The organism is Pseudomonas sp. 18175 (assembly GCF_050432925.1).
GTDB lineage: Bacteria > Pseudomonadota > Gammaproteobacteria > Pseudomonadales > Pseudomonadaceae > Aquipseudomonas.
On sequence record NZ_JBKFTO010000010.1, the window covers coordinates 202,985 to 219,070 of the forward strand.

The window sequence follows — 16,086 nt, forward strand, 5'->3', positions numbered from 1 at the left end:
GAAAAAGGGTTGGCATGATACCCGCTCTCGATGACTGGATAAAGGCTGAATTGGATAAAATCTGAACAGTTATTTCTTTATCGCCGCCGGTTTGGTTGCCAAGCGTGAAGTCAAGAATCTGCCGTCAACTCTCAAGGCATGAACCGTTTCACTCGGGCGAGTGGAAGCTCAGGCTGTAATTCACGGCTTTATTGCCCGGATCGAGAATATCCAGGGAGATGTGGATTGGCGTTTGTGAAGGCATTTCGCTCACGCCGGCCAGTTCGCCGCTGAGGTATTCGGCGGGCTTGAAGCGACGACTGGCAATCAGGCCGCCGTTCAGGTCGGCAAAGCGCAGCTCCAGCAGCGGGAACGGCTGGGAGAAGGTCGCACGGTTGTAGATGATTGCATCCACCACCAGCGCGCCGGCGAAGTCTGGATGGCTGCGTACCACCAGGTTGCTGCTCTTGATATGGGCGATATCCACCCGCGACGGCACGGTGCAGCCCAAGGTGGGGCACAGTTGCTGGAACCACGGGCGGTAGGTGTCCTGGCGGGCCAGGTCGTCGAACTGATAGGCGATGTACTGCCCGGCCAGGCCAGCGGCGGCGATCAGTACCAGCAGGATCCACAACAGGCGACGGCCCACGCTCGACGGGCGTTTTTGCGCGTAGAGGTGCAGCGGGTCGTCTTCCAGGTCCTGGAGCAGGTCGTCGTGGGTGCTGTTTTCGGCGCGCAGGCGCTTGCGGCGGGGCAGGAGATGTTCGTCGGGTTCGGCTTCATCGGCAGCTTGGGTCAGCGGCGTGAACGGCGGGTCGATGTCGTCGTCATCTTCCTGAGCGGTGTGCAGCGGCGGTTCGTCGTCGATACCGTCAGTGTGAAACGACATCGACGGCTCGGTGCGCTGCTTGGTCGCAGGCGCTTTGGTCGGTTCCGGCTCATTTTCGACGGCCTGGGCGCGTTCCTCGGGCGGCTCACTGAACAGGCTGGCGGCCCATTTTTCTTCTTCGGCCTTGACCGTATCGCGGCTGGCGCTGAGGGCATCGTCCTTTTGTCGGCGGTCGGCGCCGGGTTGGCGACGCTCCGCGCTGACCGGCAGCGTGTGCTGGATCTCGCGGCGTTCCAGCTTGGCCAGTTCTTCATCCAGGTCCAGGCTGTCCAGGTCCAGCTCTTGTGCGGTCCACTGCTTCTGGCTGATCGCCCGCGCAGGCTCAGGCTCAACGGCCGCCGGCAGCTCAGGCTCAGGCGTTGCCGTGCCGGTGGCACGCTGCTCCATCAACTGGCGAACCGCGTTGAAGACTTGCAGGCACGAGCCGCAGCGCACCACGCCGCGGGCCACGTTCAATTGACCGTGGCTGACGCGAAAGCGCGTTTGGCAATGCGGGCACTGGGTGACGAAACTGTCGGTCATGCGGCTATCCGATTCAGACAAGCGCTCATTCTAGCGCCGACGGCCGCTGATGCGTACCCAGCCATCGCGGTTGGCGATCGGGTCCAGCTCGAAATCCTTGGCGTAGGCCGCGGCCACGTCTTCACCTTGCTCGGCGAGGATGCCCGACAGTGCCAGGCGGCCGCCCGGCTTGACCAGGCTCGACAACTGCGGCGCCAGGGAAACCAGTGGCCCGGCGAGGATATTGGCCACCAGCACATCGGCCTGCACTTGGGGCAGGTCCTCAGGCAGATACAGTGGGAATTTGCCCTCAGCAATGTGGTTGCGCCCGGCGTTATCGCGAGAGGCTTCCAACGCCTGCACGTCGATATCGGTGCCCACAGCCTCCTTGGCGCCCAGCAGCAGGGCGGCAATCGCCAGGATCCCCGAGCCGCAACCGAAGTCGAGCACGTTGCTGTCGGTCAGGTCTTGGCCATCGAGCCATTCCAGGCACAGTGCGGTGGTGGGGTGGGTGCCGGTGCCGAACGCCAGGCCCGGGTCCAGCAGCAGGTTGACCGCATCCGGCTCCGGCGCAGCGTGCCAGCTCGGCACGATCCACAGGCGCTGGCCGAAACGCATGGGCTGGAAGTTATCCATCCAGCTGCGTTCCCAATCCTGGTCTTCGATCACTTCGCTGTGATGCTCCGGCAGTGGGCCGCCAGTGAGCAGTTCCATATGGGCCAGCACGGCGGCGGCATCGGTGCCGTCTTCGAACAGGGCCAGCAGATGGGTGTGGGACCACAGCGGGGTGGTGTTGAGTTCAGGCTCGAAGATCGGCTGGTCTTCGGCGTCCATGAAGGTCACCGACACCGCGCCTACTTCGAGGAACGCATCTTCGTAGGTTTCGGCTTGTTCTGGGCTGATGGCGAGACGGACTTGCAGCCAAGGCATGGCGGGCACCTTTGAAAAAATTGAATGTGCGACTACATCCGTCGCGAAAGCGCGGGAGTTTACGCGAGAGCGGGGTTTGTGGCGAGGGAGCTTGCTCCCGCTGGGGCGCGAAGCGGCCCCGCTCTTTGTTTAAAAGAATGGGACTGCTGCGCAGTCCAGCGGGAGCAAGCTCCCTCGCCACAGTAGCCTTTGAGTTATTGGAGGCCAGAAACAACAAAACCGCCCGAAGGCGGTTTTGTTGGGTGGAGCACTTACTGGTTGGCCAGCTTGTGTTCCAGGTAGTGAATGTTCACACCACCTTCGCAGAAGCCTTCATCACGGACCAGGTCCCGGTGCAGCGGGATGTTGGTCTTGATGCCGTCAACCACGATTTCGTCCAGGGCGTTACGCATGCGGGCCATGGCCTCGTCACGAGTGGCGCCCCAGGTGATCAGCTTGCCGATCAGCGAGTCGTAGTTGGACGGAACCTTGTAGCCGCTGTACAGGTGCGAATCGACGCGAACGCCGTTGCCGCCCGGAGCATGGAAATGCTTGACCAGGCCTGGACTTGGGATAAAGGTTTTCGGGTCTTCGGCGTTGATGCGGCACTCCAGGGAGTGGCCATGCATCTTCACGTCGTCCTGGGTGAAGGACAGCGGGTTGCCAGCGGCGATGCTCAGCATCTCCTTGACGATGTCGATACCGGTGACCATCTCCGAAACCGGGTGCTCTACCTGCACACGAGTGTTCATCTCGATGAAGTAGAAACGGCCGTTCTCGTAGAGGAACTCAAAGGTACCGGCGCCACGGTAGTTGATGTCGATGCACGCCTTGACGCAGCGGGCCAGTACTTCGGCGCGTGCTTTTTCGTCCAGGCCCGGTGCCGGTGCTTCTTCCAGTACCTTCTGGTGACGACGTTGCAGCGAGCAATCGCGGTCGCCCAGGTGGATGGCGTGGCCCTGGCCGTCGGACAGTACTTGCACTTCCACGTGACGTGGGTTGGTCAGGTACTTTTCCAGGTAGACCATTGGGTTGCCAAACCAGGCGCCCGCTTCGGAGCGAGTCTGCTTGGCCGCTTCGATCAGGTCTTCTTCCTTGTGCACAACACGCATGCCGCGACCACCACCGCCACCGGCGGCCTTGATGATCACCGGGTAACCGACTTCGCGACCAATGCGCAGAGCGGTTTCCTCGTCTTCCGGCAGCGGGCCGTCGGAACCTGGAACGGTTGGCACGCCGGCTGCGATCATGGCGTCCTTGGCAGAAACCTTGTCACCCATCAGGCGAATGGTTTCGGCTTTCGGGCCGATGAAGGCAAAGCCGGATTTTTCCACCTGTTCGGCGAAATCGGCGTTTTCCGCAAGGAAGCCGTAGCCTGGGTGGATGCCATCAGCGCCGGTCACTTCTGCGGCCGCGATGATGTTCGAGACTTTCAGGTACGAGTTCGTTGCCAATGGCGGGCCGATGCAGATGCTTTCGTCCGCCAGCTTCACGTGCATCAATTCGGTATCGGCCGTCGAGTAAACAGCGACGGTCTTGATGCCCTCTTCCTTACAGGCGCGCAGGATACGCAGCGCGATCTCGCCGCGGTTGGCGATCAGGACTTTTTGCAGTTTCTTCGCAGGTTTCAACATCGAAGGCGCTCCGCGGTTCAAACGATGGTGAACAGCGGCTGGTCGTACTCAACCGGCTGACCGTTTTCTACCAGGATGGATTCGATGACGCCGGCTTTTTCAGCGGTGATGTGGTTCATCATCTTCATCGCTTCAACGATGCAGATGGTGTCGCCCACTTTCACAGTCTGGCCAACTTCAACGAAGGCTGGCGAAGTCGGTGCCGGGGTGCGGTAGAACGTACCGACCATTGGCGACTTGACCACGAAGCCGTTCAGCACTGGAGCGGCTGGCGCAGCAGGTGCGGCAGCGGCAGGTGCGGCGGCTGGGGCAGCAGCGGCTGGAGCCGGTGCTTGCATTTGCGGCGCGTAGAACTGCTGGGCCGGGGTTTTGCTGTGGCGGCTGATCCGTACGGACTCTTCGCCTTCCTTGATTTCCAGCTCGTCGATGCCGGATTCTTCCAGCAGTTCGATCAGTTTCTTAACTTTACGGATATCCATGAATCATCAACTCCCAAGGGTCGGTCAGGGGCGCTTGGCCGGTTGTTCAAGTTGTTCCAGGGCGGCCTCCAGGGCCAGTCGGTAACCGCTGGCGCCAAGGCCGCAGATCACACCTACCGCTACGTCGGAGAAGTAAGAGTGATGGCGGAAAGCTTCGCGTTTGTGCACGTTCGACAAATGCACTTCGATGAATGGGATGCTCACCGCCAGCAGCGCGTCACGTAATGCAACGCTTGTATGCGTAAAAGCGGCGGGATTGATCAAGATAAAGTCCACGCCTTCGCCGCGCGCGGCATGGATGCGATCAATCAATTCGTACTCGGCATTGCTTTGCAGGTAGAGCAGATGGTGGCCGGCTTCACGGGCCCTGCGTTCCAGATCGAGGTTGATCTGTTCCAGGGTGACTGCCCCGTAGACGCCCGGTTCACGGGTGCCGAGCAGGTTCAGGTTGGGTCCGTGTAGAACCAGAAAGGTCGCCATCGGCTGTTCCTTGTTGTTGAAGTGGGTACGGCAGAACCCGGCGACTATGCCGCAAAGCCTTTGTGACTGTCCAGTTCTATGCAGTAGGCAGCACGATTAGCGAGGATAGCGCAAAATTTGTGACTAACCCGTTGGATCTGGTCATTGGCAACACGGTCTTTAATCCAATGGAGATCAAATGTGGGAGCGGGCTTGCTCGCGAATGCGGAGTGTCAGTGATGGATGTGTTGACTGACACACCGCATTCGCGAGCAAGCCCGCTCCCGCATTTTTGATCTCCACATGATTTCCAATCTTCATTGGGTGAGAGACCGGGTTAGACGCGGAAGGCCTGGACAGCCGTGTTGAGCTGCCCACCCAGCACCAACAGATGCTCACCCTGGCTTCGCCCTTGGCCAATACGCAGCAAATTGTCCTCACCCAGCCGATGAATCCGCTCGCTGTTGTCACGAATCTCACTGACAGCACCACTCTGCTGCGCCGTCACATCGGCAATCCGCACGGCGGTGTCGGAAATGGTCTGGATCGCACCGACGATTTCATCCAGTGCGCCGTCGGCCGCCTGGGCTTGCTGGGCGGTGGCTTCGGCGTGTTCGACCTGGGCGCGCATGCCTTGCACCGATTGATGCGCAGCGGTTTGCAGGCCGGCGATCAGGGTCTGGATCTCGGCGGTGGCGCCCGCCGTGCGCTGGGCCAGGGAGCGCACTTCGTCGGCCACCACGGCAAAACCACGCCCGGCTTCACCGGCGCGGGCAGCTTCGATGGCGGCGTTGAGGGCCAGCAGGTTGGTCTGGTCGGCAATCGAGCGGATCACGGTGAGCACGCCGCCGATGGTGGCGGATTCTTCGGCGAGTTTTTCGATCATCTGTGCGTTTTGCTGCACTTCGCCCACTAATGCATGCAGCCCGGTGAGGCTCAGGCCGATCACGCGCTGGCCTTGTTCCACGGCGTCACCGGCACTGCGGCTGGCACCAGCGGCCTGGCTGGCATCGCCGGCCACTTGTTGAATGGTGGCTTCCAGTTCACCCAGCGAATCGCGGATCTGTGCGGTGTCTCCAGCCTGGCGCTCGGCACCGTCGTGCAGGCCGCTGCTAAGTTCGGCCAATGCGCGGCTACTGCCGGCGACTTCCTCGGCGTTGCCGCGAATGGTCCCAACCAAGTCCACCAAGTAGGCGCGCAGGCGGTTCAGCGAGGCTTCGATATCGTGCAGTTCGCGGTTGGTCTTGCCCAGGGCGATCGGCTGGCTGAAGTCGCCTTCGGCCCAGATCGACAAGGCCGGTGCCAGGTTGGTCAGCACCCGCGCCAGGCGGCGTTGCAGGGTGTCGATCAACAGCGCGATCAGCAGAATCAGGCCGATCATCACCCCTTGCATCAGGCGCACCTCGCCCTGGATCTTGCCGTGCTGGGCGCGCACCACGGGCTCAAGACCGGCGATGGCTTGCTGCACGGCGTTGATTTTCAGGTGGGTAGCGTTGCCCAGGTCGGCGCGCTGCTGGATCTGTTCGCGGGTGCGCTTGAGTTCGGCGGGGTAGCGGGTGAGCAGGCTGTTGAGTTCGCGCTTGAGGTCGACGCCGGTGTCCTGGGCTTCGGTTTTTTCGCTGTTTTCCAGGCCCATCAGGGCGGAGAAGTCATCGGCGCTGGACTCGGCGCTGGCCTTTACCCCTAACAGCGGCAGTTGCGCCAGCAGGTCGGCCTGGCTGCGGATGCTGCCCAGTTCGCGTTCCACATCATCGGCCAGTTCCGCACGCCCGCTGCTCACCAGCTTGTCGCGGGCCAGGGACAGTTTGCCCAGGTGTTGGGCGGCGGCGAGCAAGGGTGGCAGGTATTGCGCGGCTTGCGGCGTGTTAACGCCGATGGCGTACTGGCTCAACTGCTCCAGGTTTGCGCCCAACTCGCGCTCGGCCTGCAACAGCAGGGCTTGCGGGTCACCGGCCAGTTTGCCGGCGGCCAGCAGGTCGGTCTTGCTGAACCCATCCAGGTCCACCAGGCTCGGGCGCAGGTTTTGCGCCAGGTCGGCGGGCAGCTCGTCCAGGTGTTGCAGCAGGCTTTCCAGGCTTTGGCTGGCACTGCTCAGCCGCAGGGCGTCGCCGCTGGCCAGGTAGTCATCGATATTGCGCGCGGCCTGGTTCTGGAAGGTTTGCGACAGGCCCAGGTAGCGCTCCATCAGCAAATACGGACGCTCCAGTGCGCGTTGCGACCACCAGAGTGTCGCCCCCAGCGCCAGGCACACGGCCACCAGAAGAAGGGTGTTGAGATTGGTCAGCAGCTTCAGGCGCATGCGTGGTTTCAACCGACAGCAAAAGATAAGTGCCTGAAGTTATTGCGTTTTCGTTACAGGGTTATGACGGAATCAGTGGATTCCGGTGAAAAGGTGGCACTTTGCTTTGATGCGCGCGAGGCCTGCACGCGGTTGCGTCCAGCGTCCTTGGCACGGTACAGCGCCTCGTCGGCCTGGGCCGCCATCATCAGGCTGTCGGAACCGTCGCACAGCTCCACCAAGCCTGCGCTGAAGGTGCACCACAGGTCCTGAGGTTGAGCGGGGTAGTGGATTTCGGCAAAACGCCCGCGAATCTCATCCAGCACTTTGCAGGCCGATTCCAGGTCGGTGTCGGGCATCACGATGGCGAACTCTTCACCGCCGTAGCGTCCGATGTAGTCGGTCTTGCGCAAACGCTGCTTGAGAAACAGCGCCAGGCTCTTGATCACGCGGTCGCCCATGGGGTGGCCGTGGCTGTCGTTGACCCGCTTGAAGTGGTCGATGTCGAGCATGGCAAAGCTCAACGGCTTGTTCTCGCGGCGGGCGCGGAAGCTGCAGTCTTCGAGCAATTGCAGGATGTGGGTGTGGTTGTACAGGCCGGTCAGGCTGTCGCGCACCATCCGCGCCTTGAGATGGCGGGCACGGGCGGCGCGGTTGCGCACGGTGGTGATCAGGTGGCGTGGCTTGATCGGCTTGGTGAGGAAGTCGTCGCCGCCTTCGCTCATGGCGTCCAGTTGCTTGTCCAGGTCGTCTTCGGCCGACAGGTAGATGATCGGCACGCTGACGTAGCGGTCGTTGTGGCGGATCACTTTGGCCAGTTCGGTACCGGTACAGGCCGGCATATACATGTCGAGGATGATCAGGTCGGGCTGGAAGTCTGCCAGCTCGGCCATAGCCTGGATCGGCTCGATCAAGGTGCGCGTGACGATGCCGGCACTGTTGAGCAGGCGCTCGGTGTGCAGCGCCTGGGCCCGGGAATCGTCGATGATCAGCACTTTGTAGGGTTCGTACTGGGCGACGCAGGTCAGTACTTCGATCTTTTCCAGCAGGCTGGAAGCTTCCAGCGTACCGGTAAGAAATTCCTGGCCGCCGGCGCGTACGGCGGCCAGGCGGGTCGGGGTGTCGGTTTCATGCAGGCTGAAAAACAGCAGCGGCAGCTTCTGCTCCAGGCCTTCCTGAGCTTCGGCGGCGAGCTTGAGGCCCAGGCCTGCGCCGCAAAAATCCACGTCCATCACAATGGCCGACGGCAAGCGCTCGGCCATGGAGGCGCGAAACGCCGCGACGCTGTCCAGGTGCTGGGCGCTCATGCCAAAAAATTCCAGCTGCTTGGCCAGGCGTTCGGCGCGGTCGTGATCGGCCAGCATCACGTAGATCGGCTTGCGCATCGGCGGCAGGAAGGTTTGTTCCAACTGGTCGCCCTGGCGCAGGCCGGTGCGGGACAGGCGCTGCATCAAGCGGTTGAGTTCGGTGATCAGCTGGCTGCTGAGGCGGCCACGGTTTTCGTCCACCAGCTTGAGCGATTCGCCGATATGCCGCGCCAACTGGCCGTGCTCCGGCTGTTCGAAGCGCTCGGCAAAACGCAGCAGGCGCAGGTTCGCTTCGCTGAGTTCTGAGAGGTCGGCGGTGGACCATTCACTGCGTTGCAGGCGTTGCCAGATCTCAAGAATTTGACGTGCCTGATGAATTACCCGCTGGGCAAAATGGTGCTTGAGACGCTCACGGCTGGGGTCTTCTGGCTCGGTCATATCCTGACTACTAGTTAGGGTGCATGCTGAGGTCGAACTGATGGCTCTATGCTAGCACCTCTTTTCTATAGGATGAGTGTCGTACGTCAATAAACTGCATCTCTGAGCGATTCAGTTATTGACTCGATGGTCGCGCAGCGGAAAAAACGTGCATCCTTTATAGTCCAACCTCGCCGTCGTGCCAGTTTCGTTATAAAAGCCCCCGCACCGGCGGCACGATGGGGTAGGGTTGTGGTCGGAGTGTTTGAACGCACGCCATCAATTCAAGTGCATGAACTCAAGTGATTGAAAGGATATCGCCATGCTGGACTGGAAAAACCGTGCAGGCAGTGCCAAAGGCCCCGCCCCTGAGCCCAAGTCGGCCAACCGCAGCTACGTTCGCAGCCTGCTGATGAGCAAAGCCTTGCTTAGCCTGGTGGGCCTGTACCTGGTAGTCACCGGTGCCCTGGGTTGGTATTGGAGCGAAGAACCGGCGCTGTTTCCGGTCCAGCAGAATGCGCAGATCGCCGCCGAGAAAGACGGCAAGCAGATGGTGGTGGGCTTCACCACCGTCGAAACCCTCAAAACCGTGGTCGGCACTTTGCTGAACAAACCCGGTGGTTACATTTCCAACGACCGCTTCCCGCCGGGCCTGTGGATGGACAACATGCCGAGCTGGGAATACGGCGTGTTGGTGCAGGTGCGTGACCTGACCCGCGCGCTGCGCAAAGACTTCGCCCGTTCCCAGTCGCAGTCGGCGGAAGATGCGGATTTGGCCAAGGCTGAGCCGCGTTTCAACTTCGACAACAAGAGCTGGGTGCTGCCGTCCAGCGAGTCGGAATACCAGGAAGGCATCAACTCCCTGAGCCGCTATGAAGCACGCCTGTCCGACCCGAATCAGCGCGGCGCGCTGTTCTATGCCCGTGCCGACAACCTCAACAACTGGTTGGGCGATGTGGCGACCCGCTTGGGTTCGCTGTCGCAACGCCTGTCGGCCAGCGTGGGTCGGGTCAAGCTCAACACCGCACTGAAAACCGAAGCTCTGGCGCCGGGTGAAGTGCCACAGGTCGATGAAGAAGTGGTGGAAACCCCATGGATGCAGATCGACAACGTGTTCTACGAAGCCCGTGGCCAGGCGTGGGCGTTGTCCCACCTGTTGCGTGCCATTGAAGTGGACTTTGCCGATGTACTGGCCAAGAAGAACGCCACGGTCAGCGTGCGCCAGATCATCCGTGAGCTGGAAGCCTCGCAAGAGCCGGTGTGGAGTCCGATGATCCTCAACGGCAGCGGCTTTGGCGTGCTGGCCAACCATTCGCTGGTGATGGCCAACTACATTTCCCGGGCCAACGCGGCCGTGATCGACTTGCGTCAGCTCCTCAACCAGGGTTGATGATGGATGCCACTCAAAAGGAGGCCGCTCACCGTGCGGCCTCCGATGCCGAACTGATCTGCTGGGTCGACGAGCAGGACAACCTGCTCGGCGCCCTGGTCAGGTCTGACCTGCGCCAGCGCGGCCTGATCGGCCGTTGCACCTTTATCTTCCTGTTCAACTCCAAGGGCGAGCTGTGTGTACATCGGCGCACCCTGAGCAAAGCCATGTACCCCGGTTTCTGGGACACGGCGGCCGGTGGCATGGTGGCGGCGGGGGAGAGTTATGCCGATTCGGCTGCCCGCGAGTTGGAGGAAGAACTCGGCGTGGGCGGCGTGGCGTTGGTTGAGCATGATCATTTCTACTTCGAGGACGGCGACAGCCGGCTTTGGTGCACGTCCTACTCTGCGGTGTGGGACGGGCCCCTGCGTTTGCAGCCCGAAGAGGTCATGGAGGCGCGCTTTCTGTCTGTCGAAAATGTCCTACAGGAAGCTGAACAAAAGCCCTACTGCCCGGACGCCCAAGAGGGCTTGCGCCGTTATCTGGCCTCACGTCGCTAAAGCTGCATAAATTGGCGCGATTAGGCCCTTAGCAAGTCGGCTTTTTGCCGTTACACTGCGCGACTTTTCACCCGAGCCGCCCTGTCTTTACTGTAGGAGCGAGCTTGCTCGCGAAAAGCTCAAGAGCGCCGCGGTCATCCTGAATGCCCGCGTCATCGTTGACGATCTTCGCGAGCAAGCTCGCTCCTACAACGAGGGGCATGACGGTTCGGTAGCGCTGCCCCTGCCTGAGTGGGGCTTCGCGGTCGGTAGTCCCGTTGCGGGTACCGATCTGTCTTTGTCCTCCCAAGAGGATTGCCGGTGGCCAAAAAAGCCGCATCCTTCGCCGCCCTTGGTGGCCTGGTATTTTCCACCGACGCAGGTCGACACTGCCCGGACTGTCGTCAGCCCGTGGATTCGTGTACCTGCAAACAGACCCTGATCCCTGAAGGCGACGGCATTGCCCGCGTGCGACGCGAGAGCAAAGGCCGTGGCGGCAAGACGGTGACCACCATCACCGGCTTGCCGTTGGCCGAAGAGGCCCTGAAGGCGCTGGCCACCACGCTGAAAAAGCGCTGTGGTACTGGTGGCGCGTTGAAAGACGGGGTTATCGAGATCCAGGGTGATCACGTCGAGTTGCTGTTGGCCGAGCTGATCAAGCTTGGGTACAAGGCCAAGAAGTCCGGCGGCTGAAAGCCCGTTTCCGACCTGTGTCTAAACTCTGTCCTGCGCGTGGGGTCCTACCTTGCACGCAGGCAAATCGTCATTTTCATTCTTTAGACTGCGCCAGCCTCTGATAGGGGGCGGTGTTTTCGACTTCATCTATAGGGGACTTCGATGTCCGTACGACGCACACGCAAAGACGATGGCAGCCAATGGACAGTTGCGGACAGCCGCAGTGTTTACGGGATTCGCCATTGGGGGGCCGGGTATTTCGCGATCAATGAAGCCGGTCGCGTAGAAGTCCGTCCGAACGGCCCGAACAGCACGCCCGTCGATCTGTACGAGCAAGTTGACGAGCTGCGTAAAAGCGGCCTGTCCTTGCCATTGCTAGTGCGCTTCCCTGACATCCTGCAAGACCGTGTACGCCAGCTGACCGGCGCCTTCGATGCGAACATCGAGCGCCTGGAATACCAGAGCAAGTACACCGCGCTGTACCCGATCAAAGTGAACCAGCAGGAAGCGGTGATCGAGAACATCATCGCCACCCAGAACGTCTCCATTGGCCTGGAAGCCGGCTCCAAGCCTGAGCTGCTGGCTGTGCTGGCCCTGGCGCCGAAGGGCGGCACCATCGTCTGCAACGGTTACAAGGACCGTGAGTTCATCCGCCTGGCGCTGATGGGCCAGAAGCTCGGCCACAACGTGTTCATCGTGATCGAGAAAGAATCCGAAGTGGAACTGGTGATCGAAGAGGCTGCCAGCCTCAAGGTCAAGCCACAGGTCGGCCTGCGCGTGCGTTTGTCGTCGCTGGCGTCGAGCAAGTGGGCGGACACCGGCGGCGAAAAATCCAAGTTCGGCCTGTCGGCAGCGCAACTGCTGTCGGTGGTCGAGCGCTTCCGCGCCGCTGGCCTGGACCAGGGCATCCGCCTGCTGCACTTCCACATGGGCTCGCAGATCGCCAACCTGGCGGACTACCAGCACGGTTTCAAGGAAGCCATTCGTTACTACGGCGAACTGCGCAACCTCGGCCTGCCGGTTGACCACATCGACGTGGGCGGCGGCCTGGGCGTGGACTACGACGGTACCCACTCGCGTAACGCCAGCTCCATCAACTACGACATGGACGACTATGCCGGCGTGGTGGTGGGCATGCTCAAGGAATTCTGCGACGCGCAGAGCCTGCCGCACCCGAACATCTTCTCCGAAAGCGGCCGCTCGCTCACCGCTCACCACGCCATGCTGGTGGTGCAGGTCACTGACGTCGAGAAACACAACGACGAAATCCCAGTGATCGAAAACAAGGAAAGCCTGCCCGAAACCGTGCAATGGCTGGTGGACCTGCTAGGCCCGACCGACATCGAGATGGTCACCGAAACCTACTGGCGCGCCACGCACTACATGAGCGACGTGGCCACCCAGTACGCCGATGGCAAGCTGACCCTGGCGGAAAAAGCCCTGGCCGAACAGTGCTACTTCGCCGTGTGCCGCCGCCTGCACAACTCGTTGAAAGCCCGCCAACGCTCGCACCGCCAGGTGCTGGACGAACTCAACGACAAGCTGGCCGACAAGTACATCTGCAACTTCTCGGTATTCCAAAGCCTGCCGGACACCTGGGCCATCGGCCAGGTATTGCCGATTTTGCCGCTGCATCGCCTCGACGAAGAACCGCTGCGCCGTGCCGTGCTGCAAGACCTGACCTGCGACTCCGACGGTAAGATCAAGCAGTACGTCGACGAGCAGTCCATCGAGACCAGCCTGCCGGTGCACGCCTTGAACGAAGGCGAAGACTACTTGCTGGGGATCTTCCTGGTGGGCGCCTACCAGGAAATCCTCGGCGACATGCACAACCTGTTCGGCGACACCGACTCGGTGAACATCTACCAGCGTGAAGACGGCTCGGTGTACAGCGCCGGTATCGAGACCCACGACACCATCGAAGACATGCTGCGCTATGTGCACTTGTCGCCGGAGGAGTTGATGACCCACTACCGCGACAAGTGTGCGAGCGCGAAAATCAGTGCGGCGGAGCGTACCCAGTTCCTGGATGCGTTGCGTCTGGGGCTGACGCGGTCTTCGTACTTGTCCTCATAATCTGAGCTGACGGTAATCCAATGTGGGAGCGGGCTTGCTCGCGAATGCGGTACATCAGTCACACATGTGTTAACTGACCCACCGCTTTCGCGAGCAAGCCCGCTCCCACATTTGGATCCTTGTTTGGTGGTAAGTCTTCGCAAGGTCTGAACGATGTCGAGCAAACTCCTGCAAGCCTTCACCCTGGCACTCACCGCATTCCTCGCGGCCTGCTCACCCATCAAAGTGCTCAACGCACTTACCCCCTCCAGCACCTTCACCAAAACATCCGCCATCGCCTACGGCACTGATCCCCGGCAACAGCTCGATATCTACCGACCTGTCCCGGCGATTGCCAACGCCCCCGTGGTGGTGTTTTTTTACGGCGGCAGCTGGAACTCAGGCTCCAAGGACGACTACGGTTTCGTCGGCGAAGCCCTGGCCTCACGCGGCATCGTCGTGGTCATCGCCGACTACCGCCTGTACCCCCAAGTACGCTACCCCGCCTTTCTCCAGGACGGCGCCCAAGCCGTGGCCTGGACGTACCAACACATCGCCGACTACGGCGCCGACCCCAAGCAACTGTATGTGATGGGCCACAGCTCCGGCGCCTACAACGCCTCGATGCTGGCGCTGGATGCGCGTTGGCTGAATGCAGTGGGCTTGTCGCCATCAATCTTCAAAGGTTGGATCGGCCTGGCCGGGCCTTATGACTTCCTGCCGATTGAAAACCGCGACGTGCGGCCGGTGTTTTTTTTCCCTGATTCGCCGCCTGAGTCCCAGCCGATCAACCATGTGAGTGCAGGCGCGCCGCCGAGTTTGTTAATCGCGTCGACAGACGACAACCTGGTCAACCCGACGCGCAACACCGGCGGGCTGGCTGAGAAGCTGCGAGGCGCGGGTGTGCCGGTGCAAGAGTTTTACTTCGGCAAGACCAACCACCAGACGCTGGTGGCGGCCATGTCTAAACCCCTACGCTGGCTAGCGCCGGTCTTGGACCGTGTGACCGCGTTTATCCAAGCCACTGGTCCTGCCGGTTCAAGCGCCAGGCAATCGCCCACAAAGTGAGGCTGCGCAGCGCCATGAACAGCAAAAAGGTGATCCACAGCCCGTGGTTGCCTAGGCTTTGCAGCGCCCAGGCGATGGGCAGTGTCAGCAACAGGGTCAGCAGCATGCCGTTGCGCATTTCCCGGGCGCGGGTGGCGCCGATGAACAGGCCGTCGAGCAAGTAGCTCCACACCGCAATCAATGGCAGCACTGCCAGATACGGCAGGTAGATGTCAGCAGTTTCGCGCACGCTGGGGATATCGGTCTGCATGGCGATAAACAGGTGCCCGGCGAGCGTGAACAGCAGGGCAAACCCAATGCTTGCGATCAGCGACCAACCACCGGCCACCACCAGCGAGCGACGTAAGGCGTGGCGGTCGTGGGCGCCGATGGCGTGGCCGCACAGGGCTTCTACCGCGTGGGCCAAACCGTCCAGCGCGTGGGCGGTCAGCAGCAAACCGTTGAGCAACAGCGCATTGGCCGCCACGGTCGCATCCCCCAGGCGCGCGCCCTGCACGGTGATCATGAAAAACACCGATTGCAGCGCCAGGCTGCGGATAAAGATGTCGCGGTTCACCGCCAGTAGCGGGCGCCAGCTGTGCCACAGCTTCAGCGCGGCCCAGGCGATATGACCGGGGTAGGCGCGCAGGGCTTTTTGCGTGAGGGCCAGACCCAGCAGGGCGCCGGTCCATTCGGCGATCACCGAGGCGCGCGCGGAGCCGACCACACCCCAATCCAGGCCGAGTACGAACCACAGATTCAGCGCGATGTTCACCAGGTTGGTGGTCAGCAAAATCGCCAGCGGCGCCCGGGCGTTTTGCGTGCCGAGGAACCAGCCCACCAGCGCATAGCTGGCCAGGGCGGCGGGTAGGCCGAACAGGCGGGAGTGGAAAAAATCCTGAGTCAGCTGATTGAGTTCGGCTGAAGGCTGCATCCACTCCAGCGCCAGGTGGCTGAACGGAATGCCGATCGTGCCCAGCAGCAGTGCCAGCCCCAGCGCCAAGAGCAACCCTTGCAATAGGATTTGCCGTAGCGCCGCCCCATCATTGCGGCCGGCCGCCTGAGCCGCAAACCCGGTGGTGCCCATGCGCAGAAAGCCCATGGCCCAGGCCAAAAAGGTATACAGGCTGGCGCCCACCGCCACGGCGCCCAACTGATGGGCGTGGGGCAGGTGGCCGATGACCATGCTGTCTACCAGCGCCACCAACGGCACCGAGATGTTCGACAAAATCATCGGCGCGGCTAATGCCCAGACCTTGTGGTGGGTGGGGCGGTGGCGCCAGTCGGTGAGCAGGGCAGTCATGGAGGCTCCTTGGGGGAGCGGCATTGTAACCGGGCCTCAGGCGTGGCGCAGATCCAATGTGGGAGCGGGCTTGCTCGCGAATGCGGTGGGTCAGTAATGCATGTGCCGGCTGACCCACCGCTTTCGCGAGCAAGCCCGCTCCCACATTTTGAACTTTATTGTTTGTGGGATTGTGCTTGGCTTGCAGTCCTATCCAGAACCAAACCACCCTCCGTCGGTCAATGTGACCAGCACCACATCGGCCCC

General features: G+C 61.5%; 13 protein-coding genes. 5 read left to right on the forward strand and 8 right to left on the reverse strand.

The window, feature by feature from the left end; genetic code table 11:
* Positions 1-148: 148 nt before the first annotated feature.
* The 7 genes from ACLD1Y_RS15990 to ACLD1Y_RS16020 form a co-directional block, all read right to left on the reverse strand.
* A complete protein-coding gene (locus ACLD1Y_RS15990) occupies positions 149-1,390 on the reverse strand; it encodes a DUF3426 domain-containing protein (RefSeq protein WP_429478845.1) in 1,242 nt (413 codons plus the stop codon).
* 30 nt (positions 1,391-1,420) lie between these two features.
* Positions 1,421-2,299: a 50S ribosomal protein L11 methyltransferase gene (prmA, locus tag ACLD1Y_RS15995; protein WP_429478846.1), complete on the reverse strand. Its 879-nt coding sequence runs from the start codon at positions 2,297-2,299 to the stop codon at positions 1,421-1,423.
* 251 nt (positions 2,300-2,550) lie between these two features.
* Positions 2,551-3,912 carry an acetyl-CoA carboxylase biotin carboxylase subunit gene (gene accC, locus ACLD1Y_RS16000; protein ID WP_135291444.1) on the reverse strand — a complete coding sequence of 454 codons (1,362 nt, stop codon included), beginning with the start codon at positions 3,910-3,912 and terminating at the stop codon, positions 2,551-2,553.
* Between the two features lie 17 nt (positions 3,913-3,929).
* A complete protein-coding gene (gene accB, locus ACLD1Y_RS16005) occupies positions 3,930-4,391 on the reverse strand; it encodes an acetyl-CoA carboxylase biotin carboxyl carrier protein (RefSeq protein WP_429478847.1) in 462 nt (153 codons plus the stop codon).
* A gap of 24 nt (positions 4,392-4,415) precedes the next feature.
* Entirely contained in the window at positions 4,416-4,871 is a 456-nt protein-coding gene (gene aroQ / locus ACLD1Y_RS16010) for a type II 3-dehydroquinate dehydratase (protein WP_056860456.1), read from the reverse strand.
* Between the two features lie 316 nt (positions 4,872-5,187).
* Positions 5,188-7,149, reverse strand: coding sequence for a methyl-accepting chemotaxis protein (locus tag ACLD1Y_RS16015; RefSeq protein ID WP_429478849.1), 1,962 nt, complete (start codon positions 7,147-7,149; stop codon positions 5,188-5,190).
* Positions 7,150-7,202: 53 nt separating this feature from the next.
* Positions 7,203-8,873 carry a diguanylate cyclase gene (locus tag ACLD1Y_RS16020; RefSeq protein WP_429478850.1) on the reverse strand — a complete coding sequence of 557 codons (1,671 nt, stop codon included), beginning with the start codon at positions 8,871-8,873 and terminating at the stop codon, positions 7,203-7,205.
* A 301-nt stretch (positions 8,874-9,174) separates the two neighbouring features.
* Between ACLD1Y_RS16020 and ACLD1Y_RS16025 the strand changes: the two genes are divergently transcribed.
* The 5 genes from ACLD1Y_RS16025 to ACLD1Y_RS16045 all read left to right on the forward strand — a co-directional run bounded on the left by ACLD1Y_RS16025 (position 9,175) and on the right by ACLD1Y_RS16045 (position 14,558).
* The gene (locus ACLD1Y_RS16025; protein WP_429478852.1) at positions 9,175-10,242 is read left to right on the forward strand and encodes a DUF2333 family protein; all 1,068 of its coding nucleotides are present in this window, start codon (positions 9,175-9,177) and stop codon (positions 10,240-10,242) included.
* A gap of 2 nt (positions 10,243-10,244) precedes the next feature.
* Positions 10,245-10,781 (forward strand): NUDIX hydrolase, encoded by a 537-nt coding sequence (locus ACLD1Y_RS16030; RefSeq protein ID WP_429478853.1) that lies wholly within the window; start codon positions 10,245-10,247, stop codon positions 10,779-10,781.
* A 300-nt stretch (positions 10,782-11,081) separates the two neighbouring features.
* Positions 11,082-11,453, forward strand: a complete 372-nt coding sequence (locus tag ACLD1Y_RS16035; RefSeq protein WP_429478855.1) for a translation initiation factor Sui1 — start codon at positions 11,082-11,084, stop codon at positions 11,451-11,453.
* A gap of 144 nt (positions 11,454-11,597) precedes the next feature.
* Positions 11,598-13,511 (forward strand): arginine decarboxylase, encoded by a 1,914-nt coding sequence (gene speA, locus ACLD1Y_RS16040; RefSeq protein ID WP_429478856.1) that lies wholly within the window; start codon positions 11,598-11,600, stop codon positions 13,509-13,511.
* 153 nt (positions 13,512-13,664) lie between these two features.
* Complete coding sequence (locus ACLD1Y_RS16045; protein ID WP_429478857.1) at positions 13,665-14,558, forward strand: alpha/beta hydrolase; 894 nt, start codon at positions 13,665-13,667, stop codon at positions 14,556-14,558.
* Here ACLD1Y_RS16045 and ACLD1Y_RS16050 read toward each other — a convergent pair.
* Positions 14,503-15,840, reverse strand: a complete 1,338-nt coding sequence (locus ACLD1Y_RS16050) for an MATE family efflux transporter (RefSeq protein ID WP_429478858.1) — start codon at positions 15,838-15,840, stop codon at positions 14,503-14,505. The two genes, ACLD1Y_RS16045 and ACLD1Y_RS16050, sit on opposite strands and share 56 nt — an antisense overlap.
* Positions 15,841-16,086 lie beyond the last annotated feature (246 nt).

Excerpts from the sequence above, each read along its gene's own strand:
- ACLD1Y_RS15990 (WP_429478845.1), bottom strand. The coding sequence starts at position 1,390 with ATGACCGACAGTTTCGTCACCCAGTGCCCGCATTGCCAAACGCGCTTT.
- prmA (WP_429478846.1), bottom strand. The coding sequence starts at position 2,299 with ATGCCTTGGCTGCAAGTCCGTCTCGCCATCAGCCCAGAACAAGCCGAA.
- accC (WP_135291444.1), bottom strand. The coding sequence starts at position 3,912 with ATGTTGAAACCTGCGAAGAAACTGCAAAAAGTCCTGATCGCCAACCGC.
- accB (WP_429478847.1), bottom strand. The coding sequence starts at position 4,391 with ATGGATATCCGTAAAGTTAAGAAACTGATCGAACTGCTGGAAGAATCC.
- aroQ (WP_056860456.1), bottom strand. The coding sequence starts at position 4,871 with ATGGCGACCTTTCTGGTTCTACACGGACCCAACCTGAACCTGCTCGGC.
- ACLD1Y_RS16015 (WP_429478849.1), bottom strand. The coding sequence starts at position 7,149 with ATGCGCCTGAAGCTGCTGACCAATCTCAACACCCTTCTTCTGGTGGCC.
- ACLD1Y_RS16020 (WP_429478850.1), bottom strand. The coding sequence starts at position 8,873 with ATGACCGAGCCAGAAGACCCCAGCCGTGAGCGTCTCAAGCACCATTTT.
- ACLD1Y_RS16025 (WP_429478852.1), top strand. The coding sequence starts at position 9,175 with ATGCTGGACTGGAAAAACCGTGCAGGCAGTGCCAAAGGCCCCGCCCCT.
- ACLD1Y_RS16030 (WP_429478853.1), top strand. The coding sequence starts at position 10,245 with ATGGATGCCACTCAAAAGGAGGCCGCTCACCGTGCGGCCTCCGATGCC.
- speA (WP_429478856.1), top strand. The coding sequence starts at position 11,598 with ATGTCCGTACGACGCACACGCAAAGACGATGGCAGCCAATGGACAGTT.
- ACLD1Y_RS16045 (WP_429478857.1), top strand. The coding sequence starts at position 13,665 with ATGTCGAGCAAACTCCTGCAAGCCTTCACCCTGGCACTCACCGCATTC.
- ACLD1Y_RS16050 (WP_429478858.1), bottom strand. The coding sequence starts at position 15,840 with ATGACTGCCCTGCTCACCGACTGGCGCCACCGCCCCACCCACCACAAG.